A 26,044-nucleotide genomic window follows, 5' to 3' on the forward strand; every position below is an offset into this window, starting at 1 on the left:
TCACAACAACCTAAGCAAGGAGACCCCCTTCCATGACGCGTTTAACCCATCCACTCGTTTCTACGATTGCCCTAAGCTTGGCAGGCGTTACCACCCAAGCCGCCATTGCTGATGACGCCACGCTCGATTTCGGCGTCCCGGCCTGGCCCGGTATTACGGTAAAAACCGAAATTGCCGAGCAGCTCCTTAACCCGTTGGGCTACGACACTCAAACCCACGAAATCGGCCTGCAGGTGATCTATCAAGGCATGGAGAGTGGCGACGTCGACGCCTTTTTAGGCGCCTGGCTACCCGCACAAAAAGAGATGTTCGAACCGCGTAAAGCCTCTGGCGTGCTCACCGATGTCGCCAACAACGTCGATGGCGCTCAGATGACGCTGGCCGTACCGGCGTACCTGCATGAGCGCGGCATTCAAAGCTTCGCGGATTTAGATGAACACCGTGATGAGTTCAACGGCCAAATTCATGGCTTTGGCGCAGGGTCGGCGGCGAGCGAGATTCTCCATAACGCGATTGATAACGACACTTGGGGACTGGGCGACTGGAGCTTAGTGGATACCAGCGAAGTGGGCATGCTCTCCGCCGCTCAAGATGCGATTTCCAGAGAAGAGGCCATTGTGTGGGTCGGTTGGACGCCCCACTGGATGAACCTTGAGCTGCCCATGCGCTACCTGGAAGACCCGGAAAACCTGTTCGGTGAGAACAACGGCGAAAGCGACGTACGAACCCTGCTGCGCAGCGACTACGCCGATGCCCACCCGGCGCTGGTTACCTTCTTTGAACAATTTAGCTTTACCGCCGACGAGCAGAGCTGGATGATCCAAGCCTTTGGCCAAGAGGAGCGCGACCTTGCCGAGGTGGCCCAGCAGTGGATCAACGACCACCCCGAGCGCGTGGAAGCCATGCTGGCCGATGTGACGACCACCGATGGTGACGCTGCTTGGCCTGTCATTGAAGCGCGCCTACAGTAACGAGTTCGTTCACCCCACCGCCGCAGTGGCGTATGCTGTTGCTCTTTTGCAAGGTAGGCGGTGGGAGTGGGATGTCACGGACGTTAATAAAAGGCCTTGGCCTATTCATTGCTCTGGTGGTGCTAGGGGTAATGTGGCGCTACCTGCAACAGCAGGGGCTGCTGACTCAAGCGCACCTCGAAGAACTCACTACCACCATTAGCCAGTGGCAGCGAGCCCCTTGGATGTTTGCCGCCGTCATGGCCGTGTACACCTGCTCGCTGTTAGTGATGTTCCCGCTTAGCCTGCTAGTGGTGCTAACTGGCCTGCTATTTGGGCCGGTGTGGGGGTTGGCCTACGCCACCTTGGGCACATTGAGCTCTTCGGTGGTCTCTTACTGGGTGGGCCATTGGCTGGGTCGGGATGCCCTAATGCGCTACGGCGGCCGCCATTTGCGCGGTCTTTCCGGCTACCTTTCCAAGCGCGGCATCCGCACCATGACGGTGATCAACCTGCTGCCCCTTGCTCCTTTCACGCTCACCAATATGCTCGCCGGAGCGTTTCACCTTAATTTCCGCGACTACATGATTGGATCGACCCTGGGCATCGTGCCGGGGCTGGCAGCGGTGATCCTACTCGGCAGCCAGCTCGGCGCGCTATTCACTGCCGCCTCCAAGCAGGAGTTGGCACTGGCAGTGGCCGGTTTGGTGGCGGGCATTGGCTTGCTTTGGCTACTCAAGCGCGTGGCGACTGCCCGCACGGCCAACAAACGACACGACGCCTAACGTCTCAGTTAGCCACGCTGCTTGGCCTCGCTCTCTTGTGAAGGATGCTCTGAAGAGTCGTGCTTCGCTAGCACCTCGGCATAAAAATGCGCGACGGCGCCGGCAAACTTGGCAATATCGTAGTCAGCGGAGAAGGCGTTTGCTTGGCTGCCTAGGGTATCGCGTAGCGCCTCATCCTCGGCCAGCTCCACCACACGCTGCCCCCACTTCTGGCGGTTTTGTGGCGTTTTAAAACCGTTATAGCCATCGCGCACCACGTCATCAATACCGCTGGAGCGCACGGCGACCACCGGAAGCCCAGCGGCCATGGCCTCTAAAATCACCATGCCTTGGGTTTCCGAGGTAGAGGCAAACACAAACACATCCCCCACGTGATAGTAGAGCGCCATCTCTTCCGGCGGCACCGCCCCGACCAAGGTCACCTGTGCGTCTAAGCCCAACGTTTCAATCTGTGCTTGAATCGTCTGACGATCCGGCCCATCACCCACCAGCAGCAAGCGCAGCGTTGTCTTCCCCTTGCGCTTCAACTCTGCCATCGCCTCCAGCATAAAGCCGATATTCTTCTCTTTGCTGATCCGAGAGACACTCACCAGCACCGTATCGTTGGCGCCGATATCCAACTGCTGGCGAAGTGGCGCCACTGCCTTCTCATCGGCGTTCGCAAAACGTTCAGCATCAATCCCGGTGGGCTGCACCAGCGTCGGCGTTTTCACGCCGATCATGCGCAGGTACTCCTCTGCCGAGTAAGTCGGCACAATGACCCCTTGGCAGCGGTTAGAGAAACGCTTGATCAAGTAGTGAGAAATCAGATTGCGGAACAGCGCCCCCGGTAGCGGCACAAAATGCGCATAGTGCTCCAAGCGCGTGTGATAGGTGTAGATGACCGGCACCTTTAACCTGCGCCCCATCCACAGCCCCATCGAGCCCAGCCAGAACGGGTGATGCACGTGAATCACATCGGGTTTGAACTCACGCAGGCAGCGGCGAAAACGGGCGCTAAACGGGTTCGTTAAACGAAACTCACGCTTCTCTCCAAATGCCATTAGCGTAGGAACGCGCACAATGGTGTCATCATCCTGCCACGGCTCTCGGTAGCGCGGCACCAGCAGCTGAACACGGTGGTTAAGGTCGCCCAGCCCCTGGCGCAGCCGCTCAACAGAAACCGACACCCCAGAGACAAACGGGAAGTAGTTGTTCGAGACCATCGCCACCCGCAGGCTTTTTTCCAGGTAGGGCGTGGGGTCGATATCAAAATCGGGGTAGTAGTCGCGCTCTTCAAAAATCAGCCGGTAGAGGCGCATGGCCAGCAGTGTGAGCACCCCGACAATCAGCAGAAAACGCGGATAGCTGACGTAGAAAAACGCATAAATCGTCGAGCCCACGCTGCTCAGCATGCGCCACCAGCCGGGACGGTCGACATTCAACCGCACGGGCGAAATGCCGACGCTGCCACCCGCGACTTCCACCACCACATAGTGATGAAAGCTCTCATCAGCATCCAGCAGCAGGCCGCCTGCGCCCCCCGTGGTGACGTAGTTCACACCGTTAACGGTTTGCTGGGCGTATAGCGATAGATTCGCCGAAAATACCGTATCGACCCGGTACTGCTCGGCCAAGTGCATAATGCCATCGCCAAACCGGGGGTCGTTAAGGTAGTTATCCTCTTCAAACAGCGGCGCATCCTGAATCACGTTGTGCAGCGGCAAGCCCACAAACACAAAGCGGTGTACGGCATCAGAGGCGGCCAGCTCGCGCTCCAGCCAATCCAACTGCCAGGAGGTAGAGGATTTACCGGTGCCGTCCAGAAAAATAAAGTGGCTATTGCCCGCCACAAACGAGTAAAAGTGCGGGCCGAAGTAGTCGTAAAACAGATAGCTGCCGAAATCGCTGTCTTCGTTATCACCGTAGGTCAGCAGGTAAGGCATGTTGAGCAGCTCCAGGCTGTGATAAATCGCCTGGTAGCTCTCCTGCTGACCGCCGCTCACTGCGTTACCTGCCGAGACCATAAAGTCGATATCGCCTTGGTTCAGCAGCGGAATAATTTCGTCTTGAAAGACGTTCACCGAGTTATTGATATTGCCCACCACCGCAAAGCGGTAGGCATCCCGTCCTGACAGCCGTTCACGTATATCGGCGACTTCCACGGTATGCAGCGACTCAAATTCAGGCTCAGCCACATAGAGCCACACCTGATAAATAATCAGACCTGCGACCAGCGCAAGGTTCAGCACAAAAAACAGCCTCAACCAGCGCTGGCGGGAGAGGCGAAAAAGACGTCGAGGCATGTAGGGCGCTTATCTCAAAAGGTCATCTATAGGCGGTCGCTAGAGCGCGGCGCAGCCGTTCAGTGTGGCCAGCAAGCGACGTGAACCGCCCTGCTCACGGTGCTCACCTAACCATACCCCTTGCCACGTGCCAAGGGCTAAACGGCCATCCCGCACCGCAAGGCTCAGTTGAGTGCCTAGCAGGCTAGAGGCCACATGGGCAGGCATGTCATCAGGGCCTTCTAAGGTGTGCTGGAAGTAGCTCAGCCCTTCGGGCACTAAGCGGCGAATAAAGGCATCCAAATCATGACGAACATCTGGGTCGGTGTTTTCATTGAGCGTTAACGAAGCGGAAGTGTGCATCAGCTGTAAATGCAGCAGCCCTTGGTGGCACTCCGCCAAACAGGGCAGCGCCCTGACAATCTCATCGGTAATCAGGTGAAAGCCCCGAGGCATTTCCGGCAAGTGAATCTCTTGTTGATGCCACATAATCACTCCTTTGTTATAAGCATTGTTAAGAGGATACGGTAACAGACATACCATAGCCTATTTCCTTGGCCTGCCGTATCGCGCCCAACGGGAACCATGGCACGCAGTGACCCACACTGATAGATTTAACGTTTATTGTTCACGTGCAAGGAGCAAGATGATGAAACCCACATCGCGGCCAAGGAGCCTGGCCACTCTGGTAGCGGTCGCCGCCACCAGCACACTGCTGGTAGGCTGCACCGGCATTCCCGATGGCACCGAACCCGTCACTGGTTTTGAGCTAGAGCGCTATTTGGGCGAGTGGTATGAAATTGCCCGCCTGGATCACTCCTTTGAAGAGGGGTTGGACTGCGTCACAGCCACCTACAGCCTGCGTGACGGTGGCGGCGTTAAGGTAATCAACCGAGGCTACAACCTGGAAGCGCAAGCCTGGGATGAAGCCGAGGGGCGTGCTTACTTTATTGATGATGAGAGCGTTGGTCGGCTGAAGGTCAGCTTCTTTGGCCCGTTTTACGGCGGCTATAACGTCCTTGAGCTAGATGACGACTACCAGTGGGCATTGGTGGCAGGCCCCAACCGCGACTATCTATGGATTCTGGCCCGCACGCCAACCCTTGAAGGCGACGTGGAGCAGCGCCTGCGCCAGCGCGCCGCCGAGCTGGACTTCCCCACCGATGAGCTGATTGACGTGGTGCAGGACCAAACCTGTCCAGGCCGCTAGCGCACCCCGTCTGTCAGCCATTGGGCAAGGCGGGCACCCTGCCCGCCATTTCCCGCTGTAAAAAATCAATGAAGGCGCTAATGCGCGTCGGTATATGGCGTCGGTGCTCAAACACGGCATAAAAGTCAGCGCGAACGCCCTGCCAATCGGGCAGCAGCGTGCGCAGCGCGCCGCTAGCCAAGTGCTCGTTCACATCCCACCAGGAGCGCAGCATCACGCCATGGCCATCCAGCGCTAAGCGAGTAATTACCTCGCCGTCGTTACTGGCCAGTTGCCCGCTAACTTTCACCGCTTGGCGCTGCGACGAGTGGCGATACTCAAACCGCCATAGCGGGAAGTCGCTATCATTTTCACGAATCACCAAACAGCTGTGCTGGGCAAGATCGCTCGGCACATTCAGCGCGGGCATCTTCGCTATATAGCTTGGCGAGGCGCACAGCACTCGCCGGTTGGGCAGAATACGCTTGGCGACTAGGCGCGAATCCGGCGGCTCGCCAATGCGAATCCCCACGTCAAAACCGTGATCGCTTAAATTGAGCGGAAAGTTAGTCAACTCCAGCCAGCTCTCCACCGCCGGGTGTTCTGCGCAAAAGTGTGAGAGCAGCGGCGCAATATGCCGCCTGCCAAAGCCAAAGGTCGCGTTGACCCGCAGCCGTCCAGTAAGCCCTTGGCTCGCGGTATCGCTGAGTGCGCTCTCCAGCGTTTGCAGCTCTTCTAAAATCAACCCACCTTGAGTGAGATAGCGCTCCCCCTCGGCGGTCAGCGTCAAGCGGCGAGTGGTACGCGCCGCCAGCGTCACGCCAAGCCGGGCTTCTAGCTGCTTTAAGCGTTTGCTGACGGCCGAGAGTGACAGCCCCAGCTCTCGGGCGGTGGCAGTTAAGCTCCCTGCCCGGGCCAGCTGCTGAAAAAAGGCGAGGTCATCCAGCATCATGGTATTCTTCACTTTAAGGCAACAATAGCTTGCATAGTAGCCTGATTATCTCGTCGCCAACAGGCGCTACACTCATACCACGAAAACACGCCCTGCTATTTTGTGACGTCTAACAAAACAAGGAGCCCCCATGGCCCATCGTATTGCAGTCATCGCTGGCGACGGTATCGGTACCGAAGTGATGCCCGAAGGAATCCGCGCACTAGAAGCCACCGCCAAGCGCTTCAATATCGACCTGGAATTCACCACGTTTGAGTTTGGTAGCTGCGACTACTACCTGGAACACGGCAAGATGCTGCCCGACGACTGGGTTGAGCAGCTCAAAGGCTTTGACGCGCTGTTCTATGGAGCGGTGGGCTGGCCAGAAAAAGTACCGGACCATATTTCGCTATGGGGTTCGCTGCTGCAATTCCGTCGTCAATTCGACCAGTACATCAACCTGCGCCCTTGCCGGTTAATGCCTGGCATTAAAAGCCCGCTGGCGGGCCGCAAGCCTGGTGATATCGACTTTTACGTGGTTCGTGAGAACACCGAGGGCGAGTACTCCAGCATCGGTGGCAAAATGTATGAAGGCACCGAGCGTGAAATCGTCATTCAGGAAACGGTGATGAGCCGTACCGGCGTGGACCGCGTACTAAAGTACGCCTTCGATCTAGCGCAAACCCGCCCGCGTAAAAAGCTCACCTCGGCCACGAAGTCCAACGGTATCTCCATCACCATGCCCTACTGGGATGAGCGCGTGGCCGAGATGGCCAAACAGTACCCAGAGATCGCCGTGGATAAGTTCCACATTGATATTTTGACCGCCAACTTTGTGCTGCACCCGGACTGGTTTGATGTAGTGGTAGGCAGCAACCTGTTTGGCGATATTCTTTCCGACTTAGGCCCGGCCTGCACCGGCACCATCGGCATTGCGCCCTCCGCCAACATCAACCCGGAAGGCAAATTCCCCAGCCTATTCGAGCCAGTACACGGCAGCGCGCCGGATATCGCCGGTAAAGGCATCGCCAATCCCATCGGCCAAATCTGGTCTGGGGCGATGATGCTGGAGCACCTGGGCTATAAAGAGGCTGGCGATGCCATGGTCGAGGCCATCGAAGCCGTGCTGGGCGAAGGCGATAGCCAGGTGCTTACCCGCGATGTAGGCGGCCAGGGCACCACGGAAAGCTTGGGCAAAGCCATTGCTGATCGGATCGGCGGCTAATCTCCCTATAAAAACAACGCCCCATAACGAGCAACGCCTCGCTGCATTAACAGCGAGGCGTTGCTCTTTTTCAGCCAGAATTTGCAGCTAACGATTAACTCGCCAACTTAGCGGCAATTTCAGCCACGTGTTTTCCTTGGAAGCGGGCGATTTTCAGCTCGCGGTCATCCGGCTGGCGGGAGCCATCGCCACCGGCCAGCGTCGCGGCACCGTAGGGCGTGCCACCGCTTACTTTCGAAATATCAAACTGCTCTTCAATGCCGTAGCCAATCGGCACAATAACCATGCCATGGTGGGCCAGCGTGGTCCAGGTAGAGGTAATGGTCATCTCATCACCACCGCCAGTACCGGTTGATGTAAATACGCTCGCCACCTTGCCACGCAGCGCGCCGTTGGCCCATAAGCCTCCGGTTTGGTCGAGGAAGGTACGCATCTGACCGGCCATGTTGCCAAAGCGAGTGGGCGTGCCGAAGATGATGGCATCGTAATCGGCCAGCTCTTGGGGCGTGGCTTCCGGCGTGGTGAAATCCTGCTTGCCGCCCGCGTTTTTGAACGCTTCTTCCGGCATAGTTTCGGGCACGCGTTTGACCGTGACCTCTACGCCATCAACACCCTTTGCCCCCTCCGCCACAGCGGCTGCTAAGGTATCGATATGTCCATACATGGAATAATAAAGTACCAGTACCTTCGTCATTACTCACTCCTTTGGACTTACATTCAAGCATCAGACAGGTTGCCCACGGCGGGCAGTGAAAACTCATTAAAACATAGCGCAGTTAAACGTAGATAAAAGCGAATGTTTTCGACGCCGCGCTTCGATTTCATCGATGTGCCGACCTTGCACTTGTGCCACTTCGGCACTAAAAGCGCTGGGCCTGAAAACGCTTGTAGCGATCTGCCATAAGCGTTTTTGTACCAACAACTTTCATCTTCCCACCGACCATTTTCACGCGCACGACACCACCCCTTGTGGCACGAGCTGAGCGTGGTAAAGGTAGGGCAACACAAGTAGATGCCCATGACCAAGGACACTTTCATGCTAGGCCAATGGCTCGACTGGACCCTTGACGGTGAACGCCCGTTGCCACGCATAGGCCGCTTTGCCAGCGGCACCTATCACCTGCACCGTCCGGGCGTACTGGAATTGACGCCCAACATACTGCGCCCCCATGCCCGGGCCTGTGTCTTTTCCGCCGCCATTCATGGCAACGAGACCGCTCCGGTAGAACTGCTGGGCGAGTGGTTGGCTGCCCTGGAAGCCAGCACCCTGCAACTGGGCGCTCCCATGCTGGTGATTCTGGGCAACATTCCCGCGCTCAAGGCCCAGCAGCGCTACATCACCACCAACCTGAATCGCTTGTTCAAGCGCGAACTGGCCGACCAGGGCGACGAGCCCGAACGAGCGCGACAACTGATGGAAGCCGTGGATACGTTCTATGCTCGCCATCACGCCCTGCCTCGGCTGCATTACGACCTGCACACCGCCATCCGCGACAGCCTGCATACCCGCTTCGTGGTCGAGCCGTTCGCCGAGTCGGTGACCGACCCGGAACAGTGGGAGTGGCTGGCCGCCGCCGACATGCAGGCCGTGCTTCACCAGCATCAGCATAGCTGGACGTTTTCTCACTACAGCAAGCACTACCATGGTGCCCAGGCCTTTACCTTCGAGCTGGGGCGAGTCGCCCCGTTCGGCCACAACGACATGGACGCCCTGGCTCCCATGCTCACGTTGATCAGTGCTCTCGGTAGCGGCTATGCGCCCCCCACCCAGCCAGCCAGTGCCATGGCGTTCTACCGCGTGCAGCATGAACTGATGCGTCATTCCGAGGAGTTCACGCTGTGTTTCGATGAAGACACTCCCAACTTCAGCCGCTTCGACACCGGCACCTGCCTGGCCAAAGACGCCGCCGCCGGTGACTTCGTGGTGGAAGATACGCCGCTGCACGTGGTGTTTCCCAACGCACAGGTCGAGATAGGTGCTCGTGCCGCCTTGCTGGTGGCACCGGAACGGACGGCAAACTAGCCACAGAAAGTCCCGTTGAAGAAAAGATAGTTTGATAACAATAACGTAGAGGGGCCATCAGGAGTGCTCTTCAGGCAACACGACCAATGTCGCCCTGATAAAGTACGCGTCTCCGGCGCACTCCTGATAGAATCGCCCCTTTTTTCGCGCCAGCCGCACAGAAACACGAACACTCATTCGTTGTTGCTGCGGCAACCCTGTACTGGAGCCTAAGTTATGGCCGCTACGCCGACTCCCCTTGAAGTGCGTAACATCAAAAAGCGCTTCGGCGATACAGAAGTCCTCAAAGGCCTCTCTCTTGAAGCCCAGAAAGGTGATGTGATCACCCTGATTGGTGCTTCAGGGTCTGGCAAAAGCACCTTTTTACGCTGCATGAACCTGCTGGAACAGCCCGATGACGGCGACCTGATCGTCCACGGCGAACAGATCCGCTTCAAGACCACCCGCCATGGCCGTGAACCCGCCGACTGGAAACAGGTCGTGCAGATGCGCGCCAAGCTCTCCATGGTTTTCCAGAGCTTCAACCTGTGGGCCCACATGACGCTGCTGGAAAACATCATCGAAGCGCCGATTCACGTGCTGGGTAAACCCAAGAAAGAAGCCATCGAACACGCCCACGCGCTGCTCGACCGAGTCGGCCTCAGCGCGCGTGCCAACGCCTACCCGGCGCAAATGTCCGGTGGTCAGCAGCAGCGTGGCGCCATCGCCCGGGCGCTGGCCATGAACCCGGAGGTCATGCTGTTCGACGAACCCACCTCGGCGCTGGACCCTGAGCTGGTGGGCGACGTGCTCAAGGTCATGCGCGATTTGGCCAACGAAGGGCGCACCATGGTAGTGGTGACCCATGAGATGAGCTTTGCCCGGGACGTGTCCAGCAAGGTGATCTACCTGCACCAGGGCCTCGTGGAAGAAGCCGGCACGCCCGATGACGTGCTGGGCAACCCGCAATCGCCGCGCCTGAAGCAGTTTCTGGCGCCCAAATACTGATCCGCGAGGCATGCACGATGCTTGATTTGCAAGGCTACGGCCCCCGCCTGCTGGAAGGCGCAGGCGTGACCGTTCAGTTGGCCCTCCTCTCGCTGATCCTGGCGATTGTGCTGGGGCTCTTGACCGCCAGCGCCAAAATGTCCCGCAACTGGCTATTGCGCCGTAGCGCAACGGTCTACACCACGGTGATTCGTGGTGTGCCCGACCTGGTGCTGATGATGCTGCTGTTCTTCGGCGGGCAGATCGGGGTCAATGCGATCAGCGATATGCTCTATGACCGCTACGACATCGATATCTACATCAACTTCAACGCTTTCGCGGCCGGTGTCCTCACCATCGGCTTCATCTTCGGCGCCTATATGGGCGAAACCTTTCGCGGGGCGTTCATGGCCGTCGACAACGGCCAGATCGAGGCAGGCAAGGCCTACGGCATGAGCAACGCACTGGTGTTTCGGCGTATTCGCTTTCCTCAGATGATGCGTCATGCGCTGCCCGGCCTCTCCAACAACTGGATGGTCCTGCTCAAGACCACCGCCCTGGTGTCGGTGATCGGCCTGACGGACATGGTGCGGGTGGCGGCAGAAGCCTCTCGAGCCACCCACGAGCCATTTGTCTTCCTCATTCCGGTGGCGGCGGCTTATCTGCTGATTGCCAGCGTCTCCGAGTGGGTCGTCACACGGTTGCAAAAACGTTACGACATCGGCTTCGGGGGGCAGTGACATGCTGGACATCTCTGCATGGTTCAACGATTTACTGGCGGGAAACCTGATCTTCACCCCCACCACCCTGGGCTACTACTGGGAAGGCCTGGTGACCACCACCCAGCTGGTGTTCCTCTCGCTGGTGGCCGGCCTGATCCTGGCCGTCCCGTTGGCCATCATGCGCAGCTCAAAACACAAATGGATCAGCCTGCCGGTCTATGTGTATACCTATGTGTTTCGTGGCACCCCGCTGCTCATTCAGCTCTACATCATCTACTACGGAGTGGTGTTCATCGATGGCATTCAGGAAACCTTCCTGTGGCCGCTGCTGCGCGAAGCCTTCTACCCAGCACTGATCGCCTTCACCTTGAACACGGCGGCCTACACCACGGAGATTTTCCGGGGTGCCATCAAAGCCACCTCACGGGGTGAAATCGAAGCCGCCAAGGCCTATGGCATGTCCAACAGCCTGATGATGCGCCGTATCATCCTGCCCAGCGCCTTTCGCCGTGCCCTGCCCGCCTACGGGAACGAAGTCATCTTCATGCTGCATGCCAGCGCCATTGCCAGCGTCGTCACCCTGATGGACCTGACCGGGGCCGCACGCTTCGTCTATGCACGCTTCTATGCCCCCTTCGATGCGTTCCTGTTCGTGGCGGCCATTTATCTGTGCCTCACCTTTGCCATCCTGTATTTTTTCCGTTATCTGGAAAAACGGCTGCTGGCACATTTGCGGCCACAAACCTGAGCATGACGAAAAATCCAACGTACGCCAACGTAAAACAAGCGTTGGTTTAATTCAGGTCACCCCCCTTTTCGCCAACCGCAAGCTGGGGTAGCTTAAAGGGGATCACCTCCGGTGAACCTGCTTCCTTTGGAGTCTACAATGAAAAAACTGCTGACCGTTTCTCTGCTGGGCCTGGCCGTGGCTGCTGCGTCTTCTGCTCAAGCCCGTGATTACGACCACGTGCGTATCGGCGTCGACGTACCTTACGAGCCCATGGAATACCGCACCCCCGACGGCGAGCTGACCGGCTTCGATATCGACCTGGGCAACGCCCTGTGCGAGCGCATCGGCGTGACCTGCGAGTGGATCGAGCAGGAGTGGGACGGCATCATTCCGGGCCTGATGTCACGTAACTACGATGCCATCATGTCGTCGATGACCATCAACGACGAGCGTCGTCAGCAGGTGCTGTTCTCCGACCCCTACATCACCATGCCGTCGGCCTGGTTTGCCCCCGCCAGCCTGGAACTCAGTGAGGCCAACGAAGAGACCCTGGCCGGCAAGACCATCGGCGTACAGCGCGGCACCCTGCAAGACAACTACGTGACCGACCAATACGGCCGTATTGCCAGCGTCAGCCGCTACTCCACCGCTGACGACATGGTGCTGGACATGCAGGCACAGCGCCTGGATATCGTCTTCCTCGACTATCCGATCGGCCAGTCCACCCTGCTGAACAACGAAGACACCGAGTACGTGGTCGTAGGCGAGCGCATCAGCGAGCCCAAGGAGTACTTCGGTGACGGCTTCGGCATCGCCTTCCGCCAGCGCGACCAGGCCCTGGCCGAGCGCTTCAACGAAGCACTGGCCGAACTGCAGGAAGACGGCACCTACGATGAAATCTACACTCGCTACTTTGGCGAAGAGTAAGCATTGACCGTCTCGCCATGCCTTCCTCAGGGAAGGCATGGCAGCACGCCAATACCATGACTCCAGACCGCCTATTCCCCTCTGCGCCCCATGCGCAACGCCCAGGTACCCGTGGCACCATTGTCCGCTTCTACCTGAGCGAGTGGTTCGACGAATAGCCCACCCCACTACCCAAGAGTTAACGCGGCTTGCTTCCGACGCCCGCACCGCCGGGCTGCTCGCAGGGAAATCAGGCATCGTCTTCATTAGATCAGCATGGAGCACGCCCTGCAATGTGCTACCACCACCGCCGCTGATGCCTTGAAGCTTCCCCAAAAAGGCCGCCTGATACCCGGTTCGGATGCCGATTTCATCGTGTTGAGCGAAGGTCGCTGGGCCATTGACCACGTGTGGGCACTGGGCAAACCGATTTTCAGCGCCCCCTGAGCGCCCGAAGCCGCCCAGCGAACTTGCTCAGCCAATGCGGGTCTTTAATGGCATAATGCGCTTTTACAAGGAGGTAACATGGCAGAATACTCAGCGGCACACGCAACGCCCTCCACGGGCCTACCCGAGACGATGCGCCCCTCGTCCCATTGGACCGCCTGGGGCCAGTGGCTTGCGCTGTTCACCATGACCGTGGACCACCTGACCCGCTACGTACTGCCCGATGCCTGGGACCTGGGCTGGGCGGGCTCTTCGATTGGGCGCATTGCCTTTCCGCTGTTTGCTGCCATGGTGGCCTGGCACGGCCTGTTCAACACCCGCAAGCCGCTGCGCTACGCACGCCGTATCCTGATCATCGGTATCGCGGCACAAGTGCCCTACATGATGATGCCCAGGGCCTCGGATGCGTTTATCCTGAATGTCTGCTTTACGCTGGCCAGCGGCCTGGCACTCGGTGCCTTGGTACGCCAGGGGTGGCAGCACTACCAGGCACAAACGCTGGGCCTGGGCTGGCTGATGCTGGGGGCCGCCGTGTGTGTCACCGTCTGGTATCTGCTGGGCTTCTGGGTGGAGTATGGCCACAACGGCCTGCTGCTGATTCCGCTGTTCATGTTTGCCATGCAGGCCCTCAGCGAGACCCGCGATGCCCTCAAATCAAGGCTATGGGCGGGTCTGGCGGCGTTTCCGGTGCTCTGGATCGCCGGGCAGATGAACGCATCGGACATGGCCAAATCCTTTACCGTCGGTACCTGTGTTCTGGTGCTGATGCTGGCCGCGGGCGCCGCCCAGCGCGTACCGCCCGTGGCGCTGGCCATGCCCCGCCGCCTGTGGCTGGCCTGGTACCCAGGGCACTTCGCCCTGATTGCCCTGTGGCTATTGATCAGCGGCCAACTGGCAGGTTGAACGTCTTTTCTGCCACCTGCCGATTGACCTCGTCCTGCATCCAGGGCTGGTAGCGGCGCAGCCGATCACGCCCTTCCAGCTTGGCCTGATACATGGCGGTATCGGCCTGCTTGAGCACTTCGGCATGGTCACAGGTAGACGCTTCAAAGCAGGTGTACCCCATACTCGGGGTCACCTCTACCCAGCGGCTCTCCAGCCGATACTCCCCCGACAGCGCCTGCTTCACTCGCTGCATGTACTGCTCGGCCAGGGCGCTCAGCTTGTCCAGATCAGGCTCTGAAAACTGCGCCAGCAGCACGAACTCATCGCCACTCAACCGGGCGGCCATGTCACCGTCGCGCAGGCACGACTCCAAGCGCCGCGCCACCTGCACCAACAGGTCATCGCCCGCGGCATGTCCCAGCGTGTCGTTGATCAGTTTGAAGCGGTCCATGTCCATGAACATCACCAGGCCACCCCGCTGCGGCCTCTCCTCCTCCTGGCACAGCGTTGCCATACGCTCGATGAACAGGCGCCGATTGGGCAAGTCCGTCAGCGCATCGTAGTACGCCTGGCGATAAATGATCTCCTCACTGCGCTTGCGCTCGGTGAAGTCTTCGATGATCGCCACGCCGCCGATCATCCGGTTATCCATGCCATGTACGCCGTTGAAGAACGCTCGCAGCGGCGTCCCCTCACTGGCCTTGGGTAGCCGATAGGTCCCCTCGTAGTAGCCGGTGCCTTTTTCCAGCGCCGCGGAAACGGCCCGGGCAACGCTTCGGTCGGCTGAACGGTCCAGCATGCGATAGCCCAGCAGCCGAGAACGCTCGACGCCCAGGATCTCCAGCAGCTTGCTGTTGCAGTCGGTGATCTGCCCCTGGTCGTCAAAGTGCAAAACACCCAAGGGGGAGTGCTGGAAAATCGAGCGATAGCGGTTTTCGCTTTCCCGAAGCTGTGCCTCACGGGCCGCCATGGTAACGCGCAGGGCGATATTGTCATGGATGGTTCGGCTCAAGCGGCGGCTGGTGATCAGGATCAGCAGCAGAAACAGGACCAGCATCAGCCCGATCAACACGGAAAGCGGTGTTCCCATCAGCATGAACTGGAATTTCAAAGGCAACAGGATGGGCAATACGAAGCCAGTGGCCACCCACCACACCGAAGACAGCGTCGTGACGCCCCCCGCCGCGATACCGGCCAGCACGATCGACAGCGCCGCAATTTGCCCCGGATATTCAGGGCTGAACAACAGCACTCCCGTACTGCCCCATACCACCCCGGAAACAATGGCCCCCATGGCAAACCAGCGTAGCCACCGGTGCCGTTGCTGCTGCTGAATCGGCAAGCGCTTGAAACGGTGAGCCAACGCCAAACGCAATCCCGACACCACCACCAAAGCCGTGTACCAACCCAGCAGCACCCAGCCTTCCACCACGGGCCACATCGCCGCCACCAGCAAGCCGCCCGCCAAAACGCTGCTGAGCACCGGTTGCCAAAGGTTGTCATACAACATCCGCACTTTTTCTCCGCGCAGCTGTTGCAGGGTGAGATGGTGATCGCGCTGGTAGCCGCTGCGTAACCCTGACGCAGTTGCCGTCGACGCCACTGGCTTGCTGGGCGACATAGAACCCCCGTTTTCGTCGGCTTATGGGCCAATCTTATTGATTAATACAAACGTTTTATCACGCCCTATCTTTTAGCATGTTTACGCACTGACACTCCCCGCCCGCCGCGCTTCGCGCTTTGGGCGAGGGTTCTGAGATCACCCCCAGAACCTTCCTGCTTCCACACGCCTTCACTAGATAGCAGCTAGGCCGCTGCCCTCCGCTCCGGTCGCTCCACAGGCTAACCCCGCCAGCCCGGCGGTTTGTATATTCCTGGCCGCGTTGATGTCGCGGTCAATGGGATAGCCGCAGCTTTCGCAGTGCCAGTGACGTTGCGACAGCGGCAGTTTCTCAACCTTGTAGCCACAGCCATGACACCGCTTGCTGCTGGGGAACCACTGGCTCACTTTCACCAGTTGGCGCCCCGCCCAGGCGGCCTTGTATTCCAGTTGCCGGACGAACTCACCCCACCCGGCATCGCTAATGGATTTAGAAAGCCGTCTATTCTTGATCATACCAATGATATTAAGTGACTCGACGCACAGGACTTGGTTTTCGTTAATGAGTGCGCGGGTCGCTTTGTGGGTAGCGTCACGGCGACAGTCGGCGATCTTGGCATGTAGCCGTGCCACTTTCCAACGGTGTTTGTTGCGGTTGTTTGAACCTGTCTGTTTTTTCGCCAACCGGCGCTGCAAGCAGGCCAGCTTCGCCTCGTAGCGTTTCAGATGACGCGGATTGCCCGATTTTGCGCCGTCACTGGTAATGAACAAATCGCTCAAGCCAAGGTCAATGCCGACCGTTTTGGGCGTGACCGGAAGCGCTTTTGGCACGAAATCACACAGGCAACTGATGAAGTAGCGTCCAGCACGATCGCGTGAAATCGTGATGGTAGAGGGTGCAGAGGGTAGTGACCGACTCCATCGGATGGGTAACGGCGTCTTCGCTTTTGCGATAGTGATCTCACCATCCCGATAGCGGAACGCGGCCTTGGTCAGCCGGATCGACTGCCGGCAATCCTTGCGCTTGAAACGTGGGTAGCGCGCCTTGAGCTTTGGGTTGAAGAAGTTGTCGAAGGCGGCTTTCTGGTCGCGGAGCGTTTGCTGCAGGATCACGCTGGAAACATCCCGCAACCACGGAAACTCCGCCTTTAAGCCCACCAGTCGCTTTTCCGCCGATGAGTGCGAGACCGATTCACCGCGCTGCTGATACGCCTCGGTGCGATAGGCCAGGGTATTATTCCAGACAAAACGGGCACACCCGAACGACTGCGCCAGCAGCTCAGCCTGTTCGGAGGTGGGGTAGAACCGCTCTTTGTAGGCACGCTTTGTCATGCTGTATAAATATCAGGGTAATGAGGCGAAGTCAATCTGGCACCGCTACGCGGTGCGCGCTTGTATCACCGCCCGACTGGGCGATGCTTTACGCGCTGTTTGGTAAAAGTAGCCTTCGAACATGAAAAAGCCGCCTCTAAGGGTAATGCCAGTCAGTTAAGCCTGACTGGCATTTTTCTAACCGCATATTTTTGTGGTCGTGTCCGAACAGCACGCGGGTATGACCGTTCTCGTCTATCGGGTAACAAGAAGGAAGGCGCCATCTCTAGCATCGACCTCATGACCTCGGGAAGACGGCCAGGTGACACCGCCGGCAACATAGATAGCTCTTTGATAATAAAATGGGCAGCTTGGTGAAAGCTCAATTGATTGGGGTGAATGCTGTCCAAGCTGTAGGCCATTCGCGCCATCTGAAAGCGTATCAAGTTGTAGGCGAGCAACGTTCCCCATAACTCCTGGCGAACCATGTCCGGCGTACGACTACGCAGCGTGAGTCGGCTGCCCAGCAGTGACTGCTTCATTTCCCGGTAGCCCAGCTCGATTTCCCAGCGATAGCTATAAAGATCCACGATATCAGCAGCAGGAAAGCGCAGCGGATCGGTCATCGACGTCAGCACCTGAACTTCTTTTCCCTTGACCTTACGACGCATCAGACGTGCTTCTAACGTCGCGGGCAAGTCTGGCCATTTCGCTCGTGCTTGTGGGGATGTCGTCAGACGAACCAGTCGATCCTGACGTCCCAGCGAGTAGATCTCTTCATACTGCGCTCCCTTCCGTAACGGGATCATCCAGTGGCGCTGTTCGCCTGCTTGCTGCCACGCATGCAGCAGACCCAGCGAATAAAACCCACGGTCAAATAACGTCAGTGAGTGGTCAGGTGTACTGGCGATCAGGTCTGTCGTTAACGCCACTTCGCCCGTCGAGATGCTGTCAAACGCGGCGCCCGTGATTAGGTGGCTCGTCAGCTCCATTTGACACACCATCCGCACCTGCGGGTAGCTCGCTTCTCGGTAGGCGTTACGCGTACGTGTAAAAGCCGCTTGGTTGTCAGGCGTGTCAGGCGTTCGCCATACCACTCCGTCTACGCCTAGCAGCCTGAGACCACACCAATGAGGGTGAGGGGTTTGTTCGTGCCACAGGTCCTGCGTTTGCTCGAACGCACGTTTGACAGCCTCTACCCCGAGGCGTTGACGTGCTTGGACAACGGCGCTGGGTGCCACGAAAGGACGTTGGCCGGGTAAGACAATATCAAGCTGATGAACGACTTGCCCCATCGGGATGTGCCGGAACAAGGCCATGCCGACAATCGACCAGACCACCATCTCAAGCGGTAAACGGCGCTTACGCAAGGTGGCTACACCGGCGTGCGCTAGGCATTCGTCAATCAGCTCGGGGGAGAGAACATCCGCGAGGCTGGAGAAATGTTCAGGTGAAACGCGAGCGATGGCATCAATGGCCTGACTAAAATGCATAAAAATCCGGTATCAGAGAATCACTGATACCGGAATATCGCATTGTCAGCTCATTGATGAAACTCTTAACTGACTGGCATTAGCCTCTAAGGGCGGCTTAAGAGGCCATGACAGCCATCGAACGCACGTCTCAGAGCGAGTCGGCAAAGCTCCACTCGACCGCCGGAGCACCCGGCAGCAGTGCCTGGCAGGCGCGTACTTTTTCCAGCAGCTCGGCATGGCTGGCCGCCACGACGTTCACGTGGGCCAGCTTGCGCCCCGCCCGCTCGGCCTTGTCGTAGCGGTGCAGGTGGGTATGGGGAATCGCCAGCAGCGCGGGATTGTCTCCCTCTTGCCCAATCACGTTGACCATGCAGGTGGGGCCAATCGCCTGAGTCGAACCCAGCGGCAAGCCCTGTACGGCCCGCAGATGGTTTTCGAACTGGCTGGTCACCGCGCCGTCCATGGTCCAGTGGCCGGAGTTATGCACCCGCGGGGCCATCTCATTGGCCAGCAGGCTACCGTCGCGGGTCTGGAACAGCTCCAGCGCCAGCACGCCCACGTAATCCAGCTCATCCAGCAGCGCACGAATGTAGCCATCGGCGGTTTGCTGAACGCTGTTGTCCAGGTCGGGCAGCGGCGCCACCGAATAGCGCAAAATGCCGTCTACGTGCTGGTTCTCTGCCATGGGGTAAAACACCACTTCCCCATCGCGACCACGCACGGCAATCAGCGACACTTCGCGCACGAAATCGACGAAGGCTTCCACGATCAACCGGGAATGGCCAATCGACTCCCAGGCGGCCTGGGCCTGCTCTGGCGCTCTCAGCACCGCCTGGCCCTTGCCGTCGTACCCTTCGGTGACGGATTTGGCCACCACGGGGCAGCCCAGCTCAGTGGCAGCGGCCTGCAGCTGCTCGGCGCTCTCCACCACCCGGTAGGCAGGCGTCGGGATGCCCAGCCGGTCGAACAGCGCCTTCTCTTCCACGCGGTTCTGGCACACGGCAATGGCACGGCTGCTGGGGTAGACCGGCTTGTGCTGTTCGATCTGCTGCACCAGCGCCACGGGCAGGTGCTCGAACTCGTAGGTCACCACATCGACCTTGTCGAGGAACGCTGCCAGATGCTGGTTACCCGGGTCGACCACCACCTCACCGATACCGGCGCTAGGGTTGCCGGTGGTGTCCAGAAAGGTAAACGTGTTGCCCAGCGGGTAGCCCGCCAACGCCAGCATACGGCCCAGTTGCCCGGCACCCAGTACGCCAATGTGTTTTACGCGATTGCTATGCACGCTCATGATGGGCTTCCTATTGTGCCGATTCGCTGGCCGCAGGCGCATCCGGGCGGGGGTCCGGGTTATCCAGCACCAGCTGCGTTTGCTCTGCTCGGAAGGCCTCGACGGCCTGACGCACGGCGCTGTCCTGCAAGCCGACGATTTGCGCCGCCAGCAGCCCCGCATTGGTGGCCCCGGCTTTGCCGATGGCCAACGTGCCCACGGCAATGCCACCCGGCATTTGTGCAATGGAGAGCAGCGAATCCAGCCCCTTCAAGGCCTTGGACTCTACCGGCACACCCAGCACCGGCAGCGCCGTTTGCGAGGCCACCATGCCCGGCAGGTGCGCCGCGCCGCCAGCGCCCGCCACGATGACCTGAAGGCCACGTTCCGCTGCGCTTTTCGCATAGTCGAACAGCAGGTCCGGGGTACGGTGTGCCGAGACCACGCGGGTTTCGTAGGCAACACCCAGCCGTTCCAACATCGCCACCGCGTGCTCCATGACCGGCCAATCCGACTTCGACCCCATGATCACGCCCACCTTGGGTGCGCTGTTCGACATACAATAACTCCTCGGCCCATGGCCTGCTCTAGCGAAAAACAGTGGAACGAGCCGCGTACAGGCTGCAGCTCATTGAAAAATGGGAAGGGGCATAGTTTACCAGAGCCAGTGCGTTTACGGGCTTTCTCATGGTCGTGAAATTTTCATCTAAATAGGCATTGAAAAGCGCGTGAGTTGGCGGCATTGTGTGTTTGTCATTTCAGACCCATGGAGTCACATGAGTACGGCATACTCGACTGCTCACGCAGAAGTGCAGGATCCTCCGCGAAGCAGCCCTGACCTCGATGTCAGGGATTTAGAAAAACGTACGCGCCTCATGCGTATTATTACCCGTCTGATCGCCGTATCAGATCTGGGAAGCCGCGAAATAGCCCGCCAAGCTGGCTTACCCGTTCAAAAGATCAGCGACCTGCTCGCCGGAAGGCTAGAGCATCTGGACATCAACGAGCTTAATGTCCTGCGCCGCACGTTAGAGCTGGAGGCGCCATAGCAACAGCTACTACATCAGAATCTACCCCCTTTCGATACAGGCTGGCCCATTGGGTCAGCCTGTTTTTGTTTGTCACGCTTAATAGGACATCTTTCATGAAAACAATCAGTTAGCGTTTTAAGATTAAGTGAGCATTAAGAAAAGCGCGCTAACTCATTGACGTGAATCAACTTTCCCCTTCAACGTAAGGAGTAGTCTTAGCGTACCCCGACCATTCGCCCCTGCGAATGACGTTTTACCCGCTAAGGAGGCGCTATGGACGCCATACGCCGCTCGCTACTCGGCCAGCTGGCCCGCTTAAGTGCAGGCGCTGCACTGGTACCCTTTTCTAGCCTTGCCCAAGCAGGCATTAATCAGCAGCCTGCCCGGCGCGAAGGTGATCCCACAAAGCGCTACGGTATGCTGATTGATCTTCGCCAATGCATCGGCTGCCAGGCTTGCACGGTGTCGTGCCATATTGAGAACGCCGCCCCGCTTGGCCAGTTTCGCACCACAGTCTCCCAGTACGAAGTGCAGCACCAGGAGAGCGGTGAGCTTGCCACGTTTATGCTGCCCAGGCTGTGCAATCACTGCGAAAACCCGCCCTGCGTGCCCGTTTGCCCCGTTGAAGCTACCTACCAACAGCAGGATGGCATCGTGGTGGTGGACAGCGACCGCTGCGTGGGCTGCGCTTATTGCGTTAACGCCTGCCCTTACGATGCCCGCTTTATTAACGAGCGCACCCAAACCGCCGACAAATGCACGTTCTGCGCGCACCGTTTAGAGGCAGGGCTACTGCCCGCGTGTGTTGAAAGCTGTGTTGGAGGTGCGCGGATTATTGGTGATATGCGCAATCCTGACAGCCAAATCAGCCGCATGATTCAAGAGCACCGTGATGCACTGATGGTACTTCAGCCAGAAAAAAACACGCTTCCCCAAGTGTTCTACCTCGGGATGGATGAACGCTTCACTACACGCCCCGTGGCGGAACCCGTGGCGCTTGAAGTGTTTGACCCCCACGGCCAGGAGATGGGCTATGAATTCCACCATTGAACTGCTCGCCCCCCGCTACGACATTGCCTGGTACCCCTGGGCAGTACAGTACTTTTTCATGATCGCCGTCTCCTACGCGAGTCTCTGGCTTGCAGCCCCCGCGTTAATCTTCGGCAAAAAAGCGTGGCTGCCCACCGCACGTCTTGCACTCATCGCTTGCGTCAGCACCACGCTGGTCGCACCTGTTGCACTACTTGCAGATCTACACCAACCGCTGCGCTTTTGGCACTTTTATGCTTACGCCAACACCCACTCGTGGATGTCTATTGGCAGCGTGGTTCTGCCGCTCTATCTCGTCAGCGTACTGGGCCTTGCCTGGCTGGCTTGGCGCCCGGCGCTCCAGGCCCGGCGCAATGCGCCAGGGCTGAGCGGATGGATGGCTAAATGGCTAAGTCTGGGCGATAGCGCCACTCCAAGGGCGCTGGTGGCCATCGTGGGACTAGCCGCACTACTGCTTTCCAGCGGCATTATGCTTTATACCGGCGCGGAGCTTGCCATTGTGAAAGCACGCCCGCTATGGAACACCGTATGGCTTCCGCCCATGCTGGTCGCGACAGGCTTCATCGCGGCAGCAGGGCTAGTGCTGGTACTCAACCGGGTAAGCGGAGTGTGTTCGCACGCCACCGTTCGGCAAATGCTGTATGTCCTACTTGCCTTCTGTGCCGTGGCGGGTTTAATCGCGGCTAGCTGGTTCCTGGATGGTATTAACGCCAACGTTGGCTCGGTCGCAGCAGCGCTGGAGTCTGTTCGTCACAGCCCTTCCTGGCGCAGCACCGCGCTGTGGGGCGGTATTACTGGCATAACGCTCTTTATAGCGGTGGCGTGGTTAGTCTCGCGCCCTGCCCAACGCCAACCCGCATTGTTTGCCTGGGCTTGGCTACTCGGCCTGGTAGCTATTCATATGGGCTGGATGTTCCGCTGGGTGGTGCTGATGGATGTGCAGCACGTCGCCCGTAATAGTGCTGGTTTCCACCACTATGGCATTCCCGCTGGCTCTTCCGGCATCTTAGGCATCGTCGGTACCTTTGGGCTTTGGCTGGCCGCTATCTTACTGATTGAGCTATTTATTCCATGGCGGCAAGCCCAGCAAGGTGGCGTTAAACCGCCGCCCTCTTTCGATACCAATACATCCAGTGACTCGCTTAACGCCGAACAAGGAGCGCCTAACCATGGCTAAGTCTGCTCAAGACCCCTCACGCCGCCGGTTTCTTAAAGGCGCTGCTGCCGCAGGCGGTGCCGCCACCTTTGCAGTAGGCTACGCTGACCCGCTTGCCAAGATGGCCAAAGGACTCAGTGGCAGCGCAGGAGAAAAACCCAAGCACAACATTCACGGCAATTCGCTCACGCCGGAGTACCGCGTTGACTTAGCCACTGGCGAGCTAACCCTCACTCCCGACCAACGCACCGCCTTTACCATTTGCTACGGCTGCACTACCCTATGCGGTGTGCGGGTACGCATCGATGACACCCGGGGCGAAGTGCTGCGTGTATCTGGCAACCCATACCATCCGCTCTCTGCTGATGACCATCTGCCAATGCGAACTCCAGTGGCCGAGGCATTGCGCAGCGTGAGCGCTTACGGAGAACAGGGCCAAGTAAATCGCTCTACCGCCTGCGCCCGTGGCAACTCAATGATGAGCCAGATCACCAACCCTTTCCGTATCGACCACTGCCTGAAGCGCGTTGGCGAGCGCGGTAACCGGGAGTGGCAAAAAATCTCGTTTGAACAGTTGATTGAAGAGATTTGTGAGGGGGGCGATCTGTTTGGTGAAGGCCATGTAGATGGGCTGCGCGCCATTCACGACCACGACACGCCTATCGACCCTGCCAATCCAGAGTACGGCCCCAAGGCGAACCAGCTGATGGTCATGGAAGCCACCGACTACGGGCGCTCCGATTTACTCAAGCGCTTCACGCTCAACGCCTTTGCTACCCGCAACTACGGCCACCACGGTGCTTATTGCGGCTTGGCGTTCCGCATGGGGTCGGGGGCCGTGATGAACAATATTGTCACCAATGCCCATGTAAAACCCGATATTCAGAACGCACAGTTCATCATGTATATCGGCTGCGCGCCTAGCCAAGCAGGCAACCCGTTTAAGCGTCAGGGCCGCTTGCTTGCTCAGGCGCGCGCTGCAGGAACCCTTGAGTACGTGGTAGTCGACCCCGCGCTAAATGCCGCCACTTCCCACGCGGCGGATAATAACCGCTGGGTGCCCATTCGCCCCGGTACCGACAGCGCCTTTGCCATGGCGATGATTCAGTGGCTACTGGATAACGAGGGTTACGCCAGCGACTTCCTCGCCCTGCCGGGCCAGACCGCTGCCGATGCCGCAGGTGAGACCACCCACTCCAACGCGACGCATTTGATCATTGATACGTTCGAACATCCGCGCCGTGGCTACTTTTTGCGCGCCAGCGATTTGGGTCTTGCTGAGGCCGATAGTGATGCGGATATTCCCGTCGTCGTGTCAGGCGGCGAATTCGCGCTCAGCGAAGATGTCATGGCCGCCGAGCTATTTGCCGAGCGCGCAGTGGAGCTTGCCGATGGCAGCACCGTCACCGTTAAAACCAGCCTAACGCTGCTGCGTGAATCGGCCCATGAATACGACATGGACACCTATGCTGAACATTGTGGTATTCCCAAAGCAACGATTATCGACTTAGCCAAAAAGTATGCCAGCCACGGCCGTAAGGCCGCCGTTAACTGCCACGGCGGTATGATGTCAGGCAACGGCTTCTACGCTGCTTTTGGCGTTCAAATGCTCAACCTGTTGGCCGCCAACTACAACATGAAAGGCGGCAGCGCGGTGGGCGGCGGCACCTATAAAGGCACCGGTGAAGGCCCACGCTACGACTTAGCCAATTTCCCCGGCAAGCGTGGCCCGCAGGGCGTTTTTCTCTCGCGCTCACGTTTCCCCTATGAAAAATCGTCGGAGTATCAACGCAAGGTAGCGGCTGGCGAACCCCCCTACCCTGCTAAGGCTCCTTGGCGCTCGCTCGCGCCGCCAACACTCACCGAACATTTACCTTCCGCGCTGGATGGCTACCCTTACCCCATTAAAGCGGTGATTGGCTGCATGGCTAACCCGATTTATGGCCAAGCGGGCTTAAAAGGCGTGATTGTTGATAAGTTGAAAGACCCCAAGCGCTTGGGGCTGTTTGTCGCGGTTGATGGCTTTATCAACGAGACCAACCGCTACGCCGATTACATCGTACCGGATTCAGTGATGTACGAAGTATGGGGCTTTGCAGGCTCCTGGAAAGGCACGCTAGGCAAGCTGACCACCGCGTGCTGGCCGGTGGTTGAACCGCGCCAACAAAAAACCGCCGAAGGCGAGCCGGTGTCTATGGATAGCTTCTTTATCGCCGTAGCTAAACGGCTGGGGCTGCCGGGCTTCGGTGATAACGCCATCCCCGATACCGATGGCAATCTGCACCCCCTCAACCGCGCTGAAGATTACTACTTGCGGGCAGCGGCCAATATTGCCTTCCAAGAGACGCCGCTACCAGAAGCGAACGAAACTGACGTTGCCCATAGTGGCATTGCACCGCTGCTGCCTAAGCTTGAACGTACGCTGAAAGCCGACGAGCGCAGCCGTGTGGCCTATCTGTACGCACGGGGTGGACGTTTTGAAGATGCCAGTGAACACTTCGTAGGCCAACATTTAAAACGCCAGTGGAAAGAAACCCTGTGTGTCTATAACGAAGCGGTTGGCACCAGCATTGATACCACCAATGGGCTGCCAAACCGGGGCGTACCGTGTCACTCGCTGCCTCAAATGGCGAATAAGCAGCCCATGCGGGAGATCTTCTCAGAGCAAGAGTGGCCGTTACTGGCATTCTCGTTCAAATCCAATCTGATGAACTCCTACGCCATCGGTAACGAACGGCTGCGGATGATCAAGCCCTACAACCCCGTGCAAATGCACCGCCAAGATGCCGAACGCTTTGGCATTCAGCACGGCGACACCATTCGCATTGAAAGCCCTGGCGGCAGCGTGGTGGGGCTAGCCCTGGTAAGCGAAAGCGTTGTGCCCGGCGCACTGGGTATTGAACACGGCTACGGTCATAAAGATTTAGGCGCCACACCACACATCATTGACGGTGAACCCCAGCCTGATATGCCGTGGATGCGGGCAGGCATCAACATCAACGACTTGGGGTTTAAAGACCCTACGCGGGCGGTAGACGGCACTTGGCTTGAACCGATTAGCGGCGCCAGCGTGCGCCAAGGCCTACCGGTTAAAGTAAGCCGCGTATAAACCGGCTGGGGTAGTG

Annotated in this window: 24 protein-coding genes; 15 read left to right on the forward strand and 9 right to left on the reverse strand. The window is 58.5% G+C overall.

Going from position 1 to position 26,044, the window contains the following annotated elements; genetic code table 11:
* Positions 1-32 precede the first annotated feature (32 nt).
* Both RVM27_RS03640 and RVM27_RS03645 read left to right on the forward strand, forming a co-directional pair.
* Complete coding sequence (locus RVM27_RS03640) at positions 33-971, forward strand: ABC transporter substrate-binding protein (protein WP_498957379.1); 939 nt, start codon at positions 33-35, stop codon at positions 969-971.
* Between the two features lie 71 nt (positions 972-1,042).
* Complete coding sequence (locus RVM27_RS03645) at positions 1,043-1,735, forward strand: TVP38/TMEM64 family protein (protein WP_287808342.1); 693 nt, start codon at positions 1,043-1,045, stop codon at positions 1,733-1,735.
* 8 nt (positions 1,736-1,743) lie between these two features.
* Here the strand turns inward: RVM27_RS03645 and RVM27_RS03650 are convergent, their stop codons facing one another.
* Both RVM27_RS03650 and RVM27_RS03655 read right to left on the reverse strand, forming a co-directional pair.
* Positions 1,744-4,020, reverse strand: coding sequence for a glycosyltransferase (locus RVM27_RS03650; protein ID WP_287808344.1), 2,277 nt, complete (start codon positions 4,018-4,020; stop codon positions 1,744-1,746).
* 39 nt (positions 4,021-4,059) lie between these two features.
* Positions 4,060-4,488 carry a YjbQ family protein gene (locus tag RVM27_RS03655; RefSeq protein WP_498940652.1) on the reverse strand — a complete coding sequence of 143 codons (429 nt, stop codon included), beginning with the start codon at positions 4,486-4,488 and terminating at the stop codon, positions 4,060-4,062.
* Positions 4,489-4,645: 157 nt separating this feature from the next.
* On the opposite strand from RVM27_RS03655, the gene RVM27_RS03660 reads away from it, so the two are divergent.
* Positions 4,646-5,209 (forward strand): lipocalin family protein, encoded by a 564-nt coding sequence (locus RVM27_RS03660; RefSeq protein WP_498957380.1) that lies wholly within the window; start codon positions 4,646-4,648, stop codon positions 5,207-5,209.
* Between the two features lie 13 nt (positions 5,210-5,222).
* On the opposite strand, the gene RVM27_RS03665 is transcribed toward RVM27_RS03660, so the two are convergent.
* Positions 5,223-6,140, reverse strand: coding sequence for a LysR family transcriptional regulator (locus tag RVM27_RS03665; protein WP_044628472.1), 918 nt, complete (start codon positions 6,138-6,140; stop codon positions 5,223-5,225).
* A 130-nt stretch (positions 6,141-6,270) separates the two neighbouring features.
* Here RVM27_RS03665 and RVM27_RS03670 point away from each other — a divergent pair, with 130 nt between their 5' ends.
* The gene (locus RVM27_RS03670) at positions 6,271-7,344 is read left to right on the forward strand and encodes a tartrate dehydrogenase (RefSeq protein WP_058576721.1); all 1,074 of its coding nucleotides are present in this window, start codon (positions 6,271-6,273) and stop codon (positions 7,342-7,344) included.
* 94 nt (positions 7,345-7,438) lie between these two features.
* Here the strand turns inward: RVM27_RS03670 and wrbA are convergent, their stop codons facing one another.
* Positions 7,439-8,038 carry an NAD(P)H:quinone oxidoreductase gene (gene wrbA, locus RVM27_RS03675; RefSeq protein ID WP_213262353.1) on the reverse strand — a complete coding sequence of 200 codons (600 nt, stop codon included), beginning with the start codon at positions 8,036-8,038 and terminating at the stop codon, positions 7,439-7,441.
* Positions 8,039-8,380: 342 nt separating this feature from the next.
* Here wrbA and RVM27_RS03680 point away from each other — a divergent pair, with 342 nt between their 5' ends.
* The 7 genes from RVM27_RS03680 (at position 8,381) to RVM27_RS03710 (ending at position 14,041) form a co-directional block, all read left to right on the forward strand.
* The gene (locus tag RVM27_RS03680; protein WP_498957746.1) at positions 8,381-9,367 is read left to right on the forward strand and encodes a succinylglutamate desuccinylase; all 987 of its coding nucleotides are present in this window, start codon (positions 8,381-8,383) and stop codon (positions 9,365-9,367) included.
* Positions 9,368-9,583: 216 nt separating this feature from the next.
* On the forward strand, positions 9,584-10,354 hold the full coding sequence (locus RVM27_RS03685; protein ID WP_016916532.1) for an ABC transporter ATP-binding protein: 771 nt from the start codon (positions 9,584-9,586) through the stop codon (positions 10,352-10,354).
* Positions 10,355-10,371: 17 nt separating this feature from the next.
* The gene (locus RVM27_RS03690; RefSeq protein ID WP_498957381.1) at positions 10,372-11,073 is read left to right on the forward strand and encodes an ABC transporter permease; all 702 of its coding nucleotides are present in this window, start codon (positions 10,372-10,374) and stop codon (positions 11,071-11,073) included.
* 1 nt (position 11,074) lies between these two features.
* Positions 11,075-11,803, forward strand: coding sequence for an ABC transporter permease (locus RVM27_RS03695; RefSeq protein ID WP_016916530.1), 729 nt, complete (start codon positions 11,075-11,077; stop codon positions 11,801-11,803).
* 138 nt (positions 11,804-11,941) lie between these two features.
* Entirely contained in the window at positions 11,942-12,712 is a 771-nt protein-coding gene (locus RVM27_RS03700; protein WP_498957382.1) for a type 2 periplasmic-binding domain-containing protein, read from the forward strand.
* A gap of 255 nt (positions 12,713-12,967) precedes the next feature.
* Positions 12,968-13,138 (forward strand): amidohydrolase family protein, encoded by a 171-nt coding sequence (locus tag RVM27_RS03705; RefSeq protein WP_287808351.1) that lies wholly within the window; start codon positions 12,968-12,970, stop codon positions 13,136-13,138.
* 78 nt (positions 13,139-13,216) lie between these two features.
* On the forward strand, positions 13,217-14,041 hold the full coding sequence (locus RVM27_RS03710) for a TraX family protein (RefSeq protein ID WP_287808352.1): 825 nt from the start codon (positions 13,217-13,219) through the stop codon (positions 14,039-14,041).
* Here RVM27_RS03710 and RVM27_RS03715 read toward each other — a convergent pair.
* The 5 genes from RVM27_RS03715 to purE form a co-directional block, all read right to left on the reverse strand.
* Positions 14,019-15,644 carry a diguanylate cyclase domain-containing protein gene (locus RVM27_RS03715; RefSeq protein ID WP_287808353.1) on the reverse strand — a complete coding sequence of 542 codons (1,626 nt, stop codon included), beginning with the start codon at positions 15,642-15,644 and terminating at the stop codon, positions 14,019-14,021. The two genes, RVM27_RS03710 and RVM27_RS03715, sit on opposite strands and share 23 nt — an antisense overlap.
* Positions 15,645-15,818: 174 nt before the next feature.
* The gene (locus RVM27_RS03720; protein WP_498957383.1) at positions 15,819-16,955 is read right to left on the reverse strand and encodes an RNA-guided endonuclease InsQ/TnpB family protein; all 1,137 of its coding nucleotides are present in this window, start codon (positions 16,953-16,955) and stop codon (positions 15,819-15,821) included.
* Positions 16,956-17,107: 152 nt separating this feature from the next.
* A complete protein-coding gene (locus RVM27_RS03725; RefSeq protein ID WP_498940643.1) occupies positions 17,108-18,427 on the reverse strand; it encodes an IS4 family transposase in 1,320 nt (439 codons plus the stop codon).
* A gap of 130 nt (positions 18,428-18,557) precedes the next feature.
* Complete coding sequence (locus RVM27_RS03730) at positions 18,558-19,703, reverse strand: 5-(carboxyamino)imidazole ribonucleotide synthase (protein WP_287808280.1); 1,146 nt, start codon at positions 19,701-19,703, stop codon at positions 18,558-18,560.
* A gap of 10 nt (positions 19,704-19,713) precedes the next feature.
* Positions 19,714-20,241, reverse strand: coding sequence for a 5-(carboxyamino)imidazole ribonucleotide mutase (gene purE / locus RVM27_RS03735; RefSeq protein WP_016916523.1), 528 nt, complete (start codon positions 20,239-20,241; stop codon positions 19,714-19,716).
* A 217-nt stretch (positions 20,242-20,458) separates the two neighbouring features.
* Here purE and RVM27_RS03740 point away from each other — a divergent pair, with 217 nt between their 5' ends.
* The 4 genes from RVM27_RS03740 to RVM27_RS03755 all read left to right on the forward strand — a co-directional run bounded on the left by RVM27_RS03740 (position 20,459) and on the right by RVM27_RS03755 (position 26,028).
* Entirely contained in the window at positions 20,459-20,731 is a 273-nt protein-coding gene (locus RVM27_RS03740) for a helix-turn-helix domain-containing protein (protein WP_498957384.1), read from the forward strand.
* 255 nt (positions 20,732-20,986) lie between these two features.
* Positions 20,987-21,763 (forward strand): sulfate reduction electron transfer complex DsrMKJOP subunit DsrO, encoded by a 777-nt coding sequence (dsrO, locus tag RVM27_RS03745; RefSeq protein ID WP_137094539.1) that lies wholly within the window; start codon positions 20,987-20,989, stop codon positions 21,761-21,763.
* Positions 21,747-22,940, forward strand: coding sequence for a polysulfide reductase NrfD family protein (gene nrfD, locus RVM27_RS03750; protein WP_498957385.1), 1,194 nt, complete (start codon positions 21,747-21,749; stop codon positions 22,938-22,940). Before dsrO ends, nrfD begins: the two co-directional genes overlap by 17 nt.
* Positions 22,933-26,028: a molybdopterin dinucleotide binding domain-containing protein gene (locus RVM27_RS03755; RefSeq protein ID WP_498957386.1), complete on the forward strand. Its 3,096-nt coding sequence runs from the start codon at positions 22,933-22,935 to the stop codon at positions 26,026-26,028. The genes nrfD and RVM27_RS03755 overlap by 8 nt, the downstream gene beginning before the upstream one ends.
* The last annotated feature ends 16 nt before the right edge of the window (positions 26,029-26,044 follow it).

This window comes from Halomonas sp. KM007, assembly GCF_050709225.1.
In the GTDB taxonomy this organism is placed as follows: domain Bacteria; phylum Pseudomonadota; class Gammaproteobacteria; order Pseudomonadales; family Halomonadaceae; genus Vreelandella; species Vreelandella hamiltonii.

What these genes read in the sequence shown, in the direction of transcription:
- wrbA (WP_213262353.1), bottom strand. Translation starts at nt 8,038, where the DNA reads ATGACGAAGGTACTGGTACTTTATTATTCCATGTATGGACATATCGAT.
- RVM27_RS03710 (WP_287808352.1), top strand. Translation starts at nt 13,217, where the DNA reads ATGGCAGAATACTCAGCGGCACACGCAACGCCCTCCACGGGCCTACCC.
- RVM27_RS03685 (WP_016916532.1), top strand. Translation starts at nt 9,584, where the DNA reads ATGGCCGCTACGCCGACTCCCCTTGAAGTGCGTAACATCAAAAAGCGC.
- RVM27_RS03740 (WP_498957384.1), top strand. Translation starts at nt 20,459, where the DNA reads ATGAGTACGGCATACTCGACTGCTCACGCAGAAGTGCAGGATCCTCCG.
- RVM27_RS03700 (WP_498957382.1), top strand. Translation starts at nt 11,942, where the DNA reads ATGAAAAAACTGCTGACCGTTTCTCTGCTGGGCCTGGCCGTGGCTGCT.
- RVM27_RS03705 (WP_287808351.1), top strand. Translation starts at nt 12,968, where the DNA reads ATGGAGCACGCCCTGCAATGTGCTACCACCACCGCCGCTGATGCCTTG.
- RVM27_RS03665 (WP_044628472.1), bottom strand. Translation starts at nt 6,140, where the DNA reads ATGATGCTGGATGACCTCGCCTTTTTTCAGCAGCTGGCCCGGGCAGGG.
- RVM27_RS03690 (WP_498957381.1), top strand. Translation starts at nt 10,372, where the DNA reads ATGCTTGATTTGCAAGGCTACGGCCCCCGCCTGCTGGAAGGCGCAGGC.
- RVM27_RS03680 (WP_498957746.1), top strand. Translation starts at nt 8,381, where the DNA reads ATGCTAGGCCAATGGCTCGACTGGACCCTTGACGGTGAACGCCCGTTG.
- RVM27_RS03645 (WP_287808342.1), top strand. Translation starts at nt 1,043, where the DNA reads ATGTCACGGACGTTAATAAAAGGCCTTGGCCTATTCATTGCTCTGGTG.
- RVM27_RS03730 (WP_287808280.1), bottom strand. Translation starts at nt 19,703, where the DNA reads ATGAGCGTGCATAGCAATCGCGTAAAACACATTGGCGTACTGGGTGCC.
- RVM27_RS03755 (WP_498957386.1), top strand. Translation starts at nt 22,933, where the DNA reads ATGGCTAAGTCTGCTCAAGACCCCTCACGCCGCCGGTTTCTTAAAGGC.
- RVM27_RS03670 (WP_058576721.1), top strand. Translation starts at nt 6,271, where the DNA reads ATGGCCCATCGTATTGCAGTCATCGCTGGCGACGGTATCGGTACCGAA.
- RVM27_RS03720 (WP_498957383.1), bottom strand. Translation starts at nt 16,955, where the DNA reads ATGACAAAGCGTGCCTACAAAGAGCGGTTCTACCCCACCTCCGAACAG.
- RVM27_RS03725 (WP_498940643.1), bottom strand. Translation starts at nt 18,427, where the DNA reads ATGCATTTTAGTCAGGCCATTGATGCCATCGCTCGCGTTTCACCTGAA.
- RVM27_RS03640 (WP_498957379.1), top strand. Translation starts at nt 33, where the DNA reads ATGACGCGTTTAACCCATCCACTCGTTTCTACGATTGCCCTAAGCTTG.
- nrfD (WP_498957385.1), top strand. Translation starts at nt 21,747, where the DNA reads ATGAATTCCACCATTGAACTGCTCGCCCCCCGCTACGACATTGCCTGG.
- dsrO (WP_137094539.1), top strand. Translation starts at nt 20,987, where the DNA reads ATGGACGCCATACGCCGCTCGCTACTCGGCCAGCTGGCCCGCTTAAGT.
- RVM27_RS03650 (WP_287808344.1), bottom strand. Translation starts at nt 4,020, where the DNA reads ATGCCTCGACGTCTTTTTCGCCTCTCCCGCCAGCGCTGGTTGAGGCTG.
- RVM27_RS03695 (WP_016916530.1), top strand. Translation starts at nt 11,075, where the DNA reads ATGCTGGACATCTCTGCATGGTTCAACGATTTACTGGCGGGAAACCTG.
- RVM27_RS03655 (WP_498940652.1), bottom strand. Translation starts at nt 4,488, where the DNA reads ATGTGGCATCAACAAGAGATTCACTTGCCGGAAATGCCTCGGGGCTTT.
- RVM27_RS03660 (WP_498957380.1), top strand. Translation starts at nt 4,646, where the DNA reads ATGATGAAACCCACATCGCGGCCAAGGAGCCTGGCCACTCTGGTAGCG.
- RVM27_RS03715 (WP_287808353.1), bottom strand. Translation starts at nt 15,644, where the DNA reads ATGTCGCCCAGCAAGCCAGTGGCGTCGACGGCAACTGCGTCAGGGTTA.
- purE (WP_016916523.1), bottom strand. Translation starts at nt 20,241, where the DNA reads ATGTCGAACAGCGCACCCAAGGTGGGCGTGATCATGGGGTCGAAGTCG.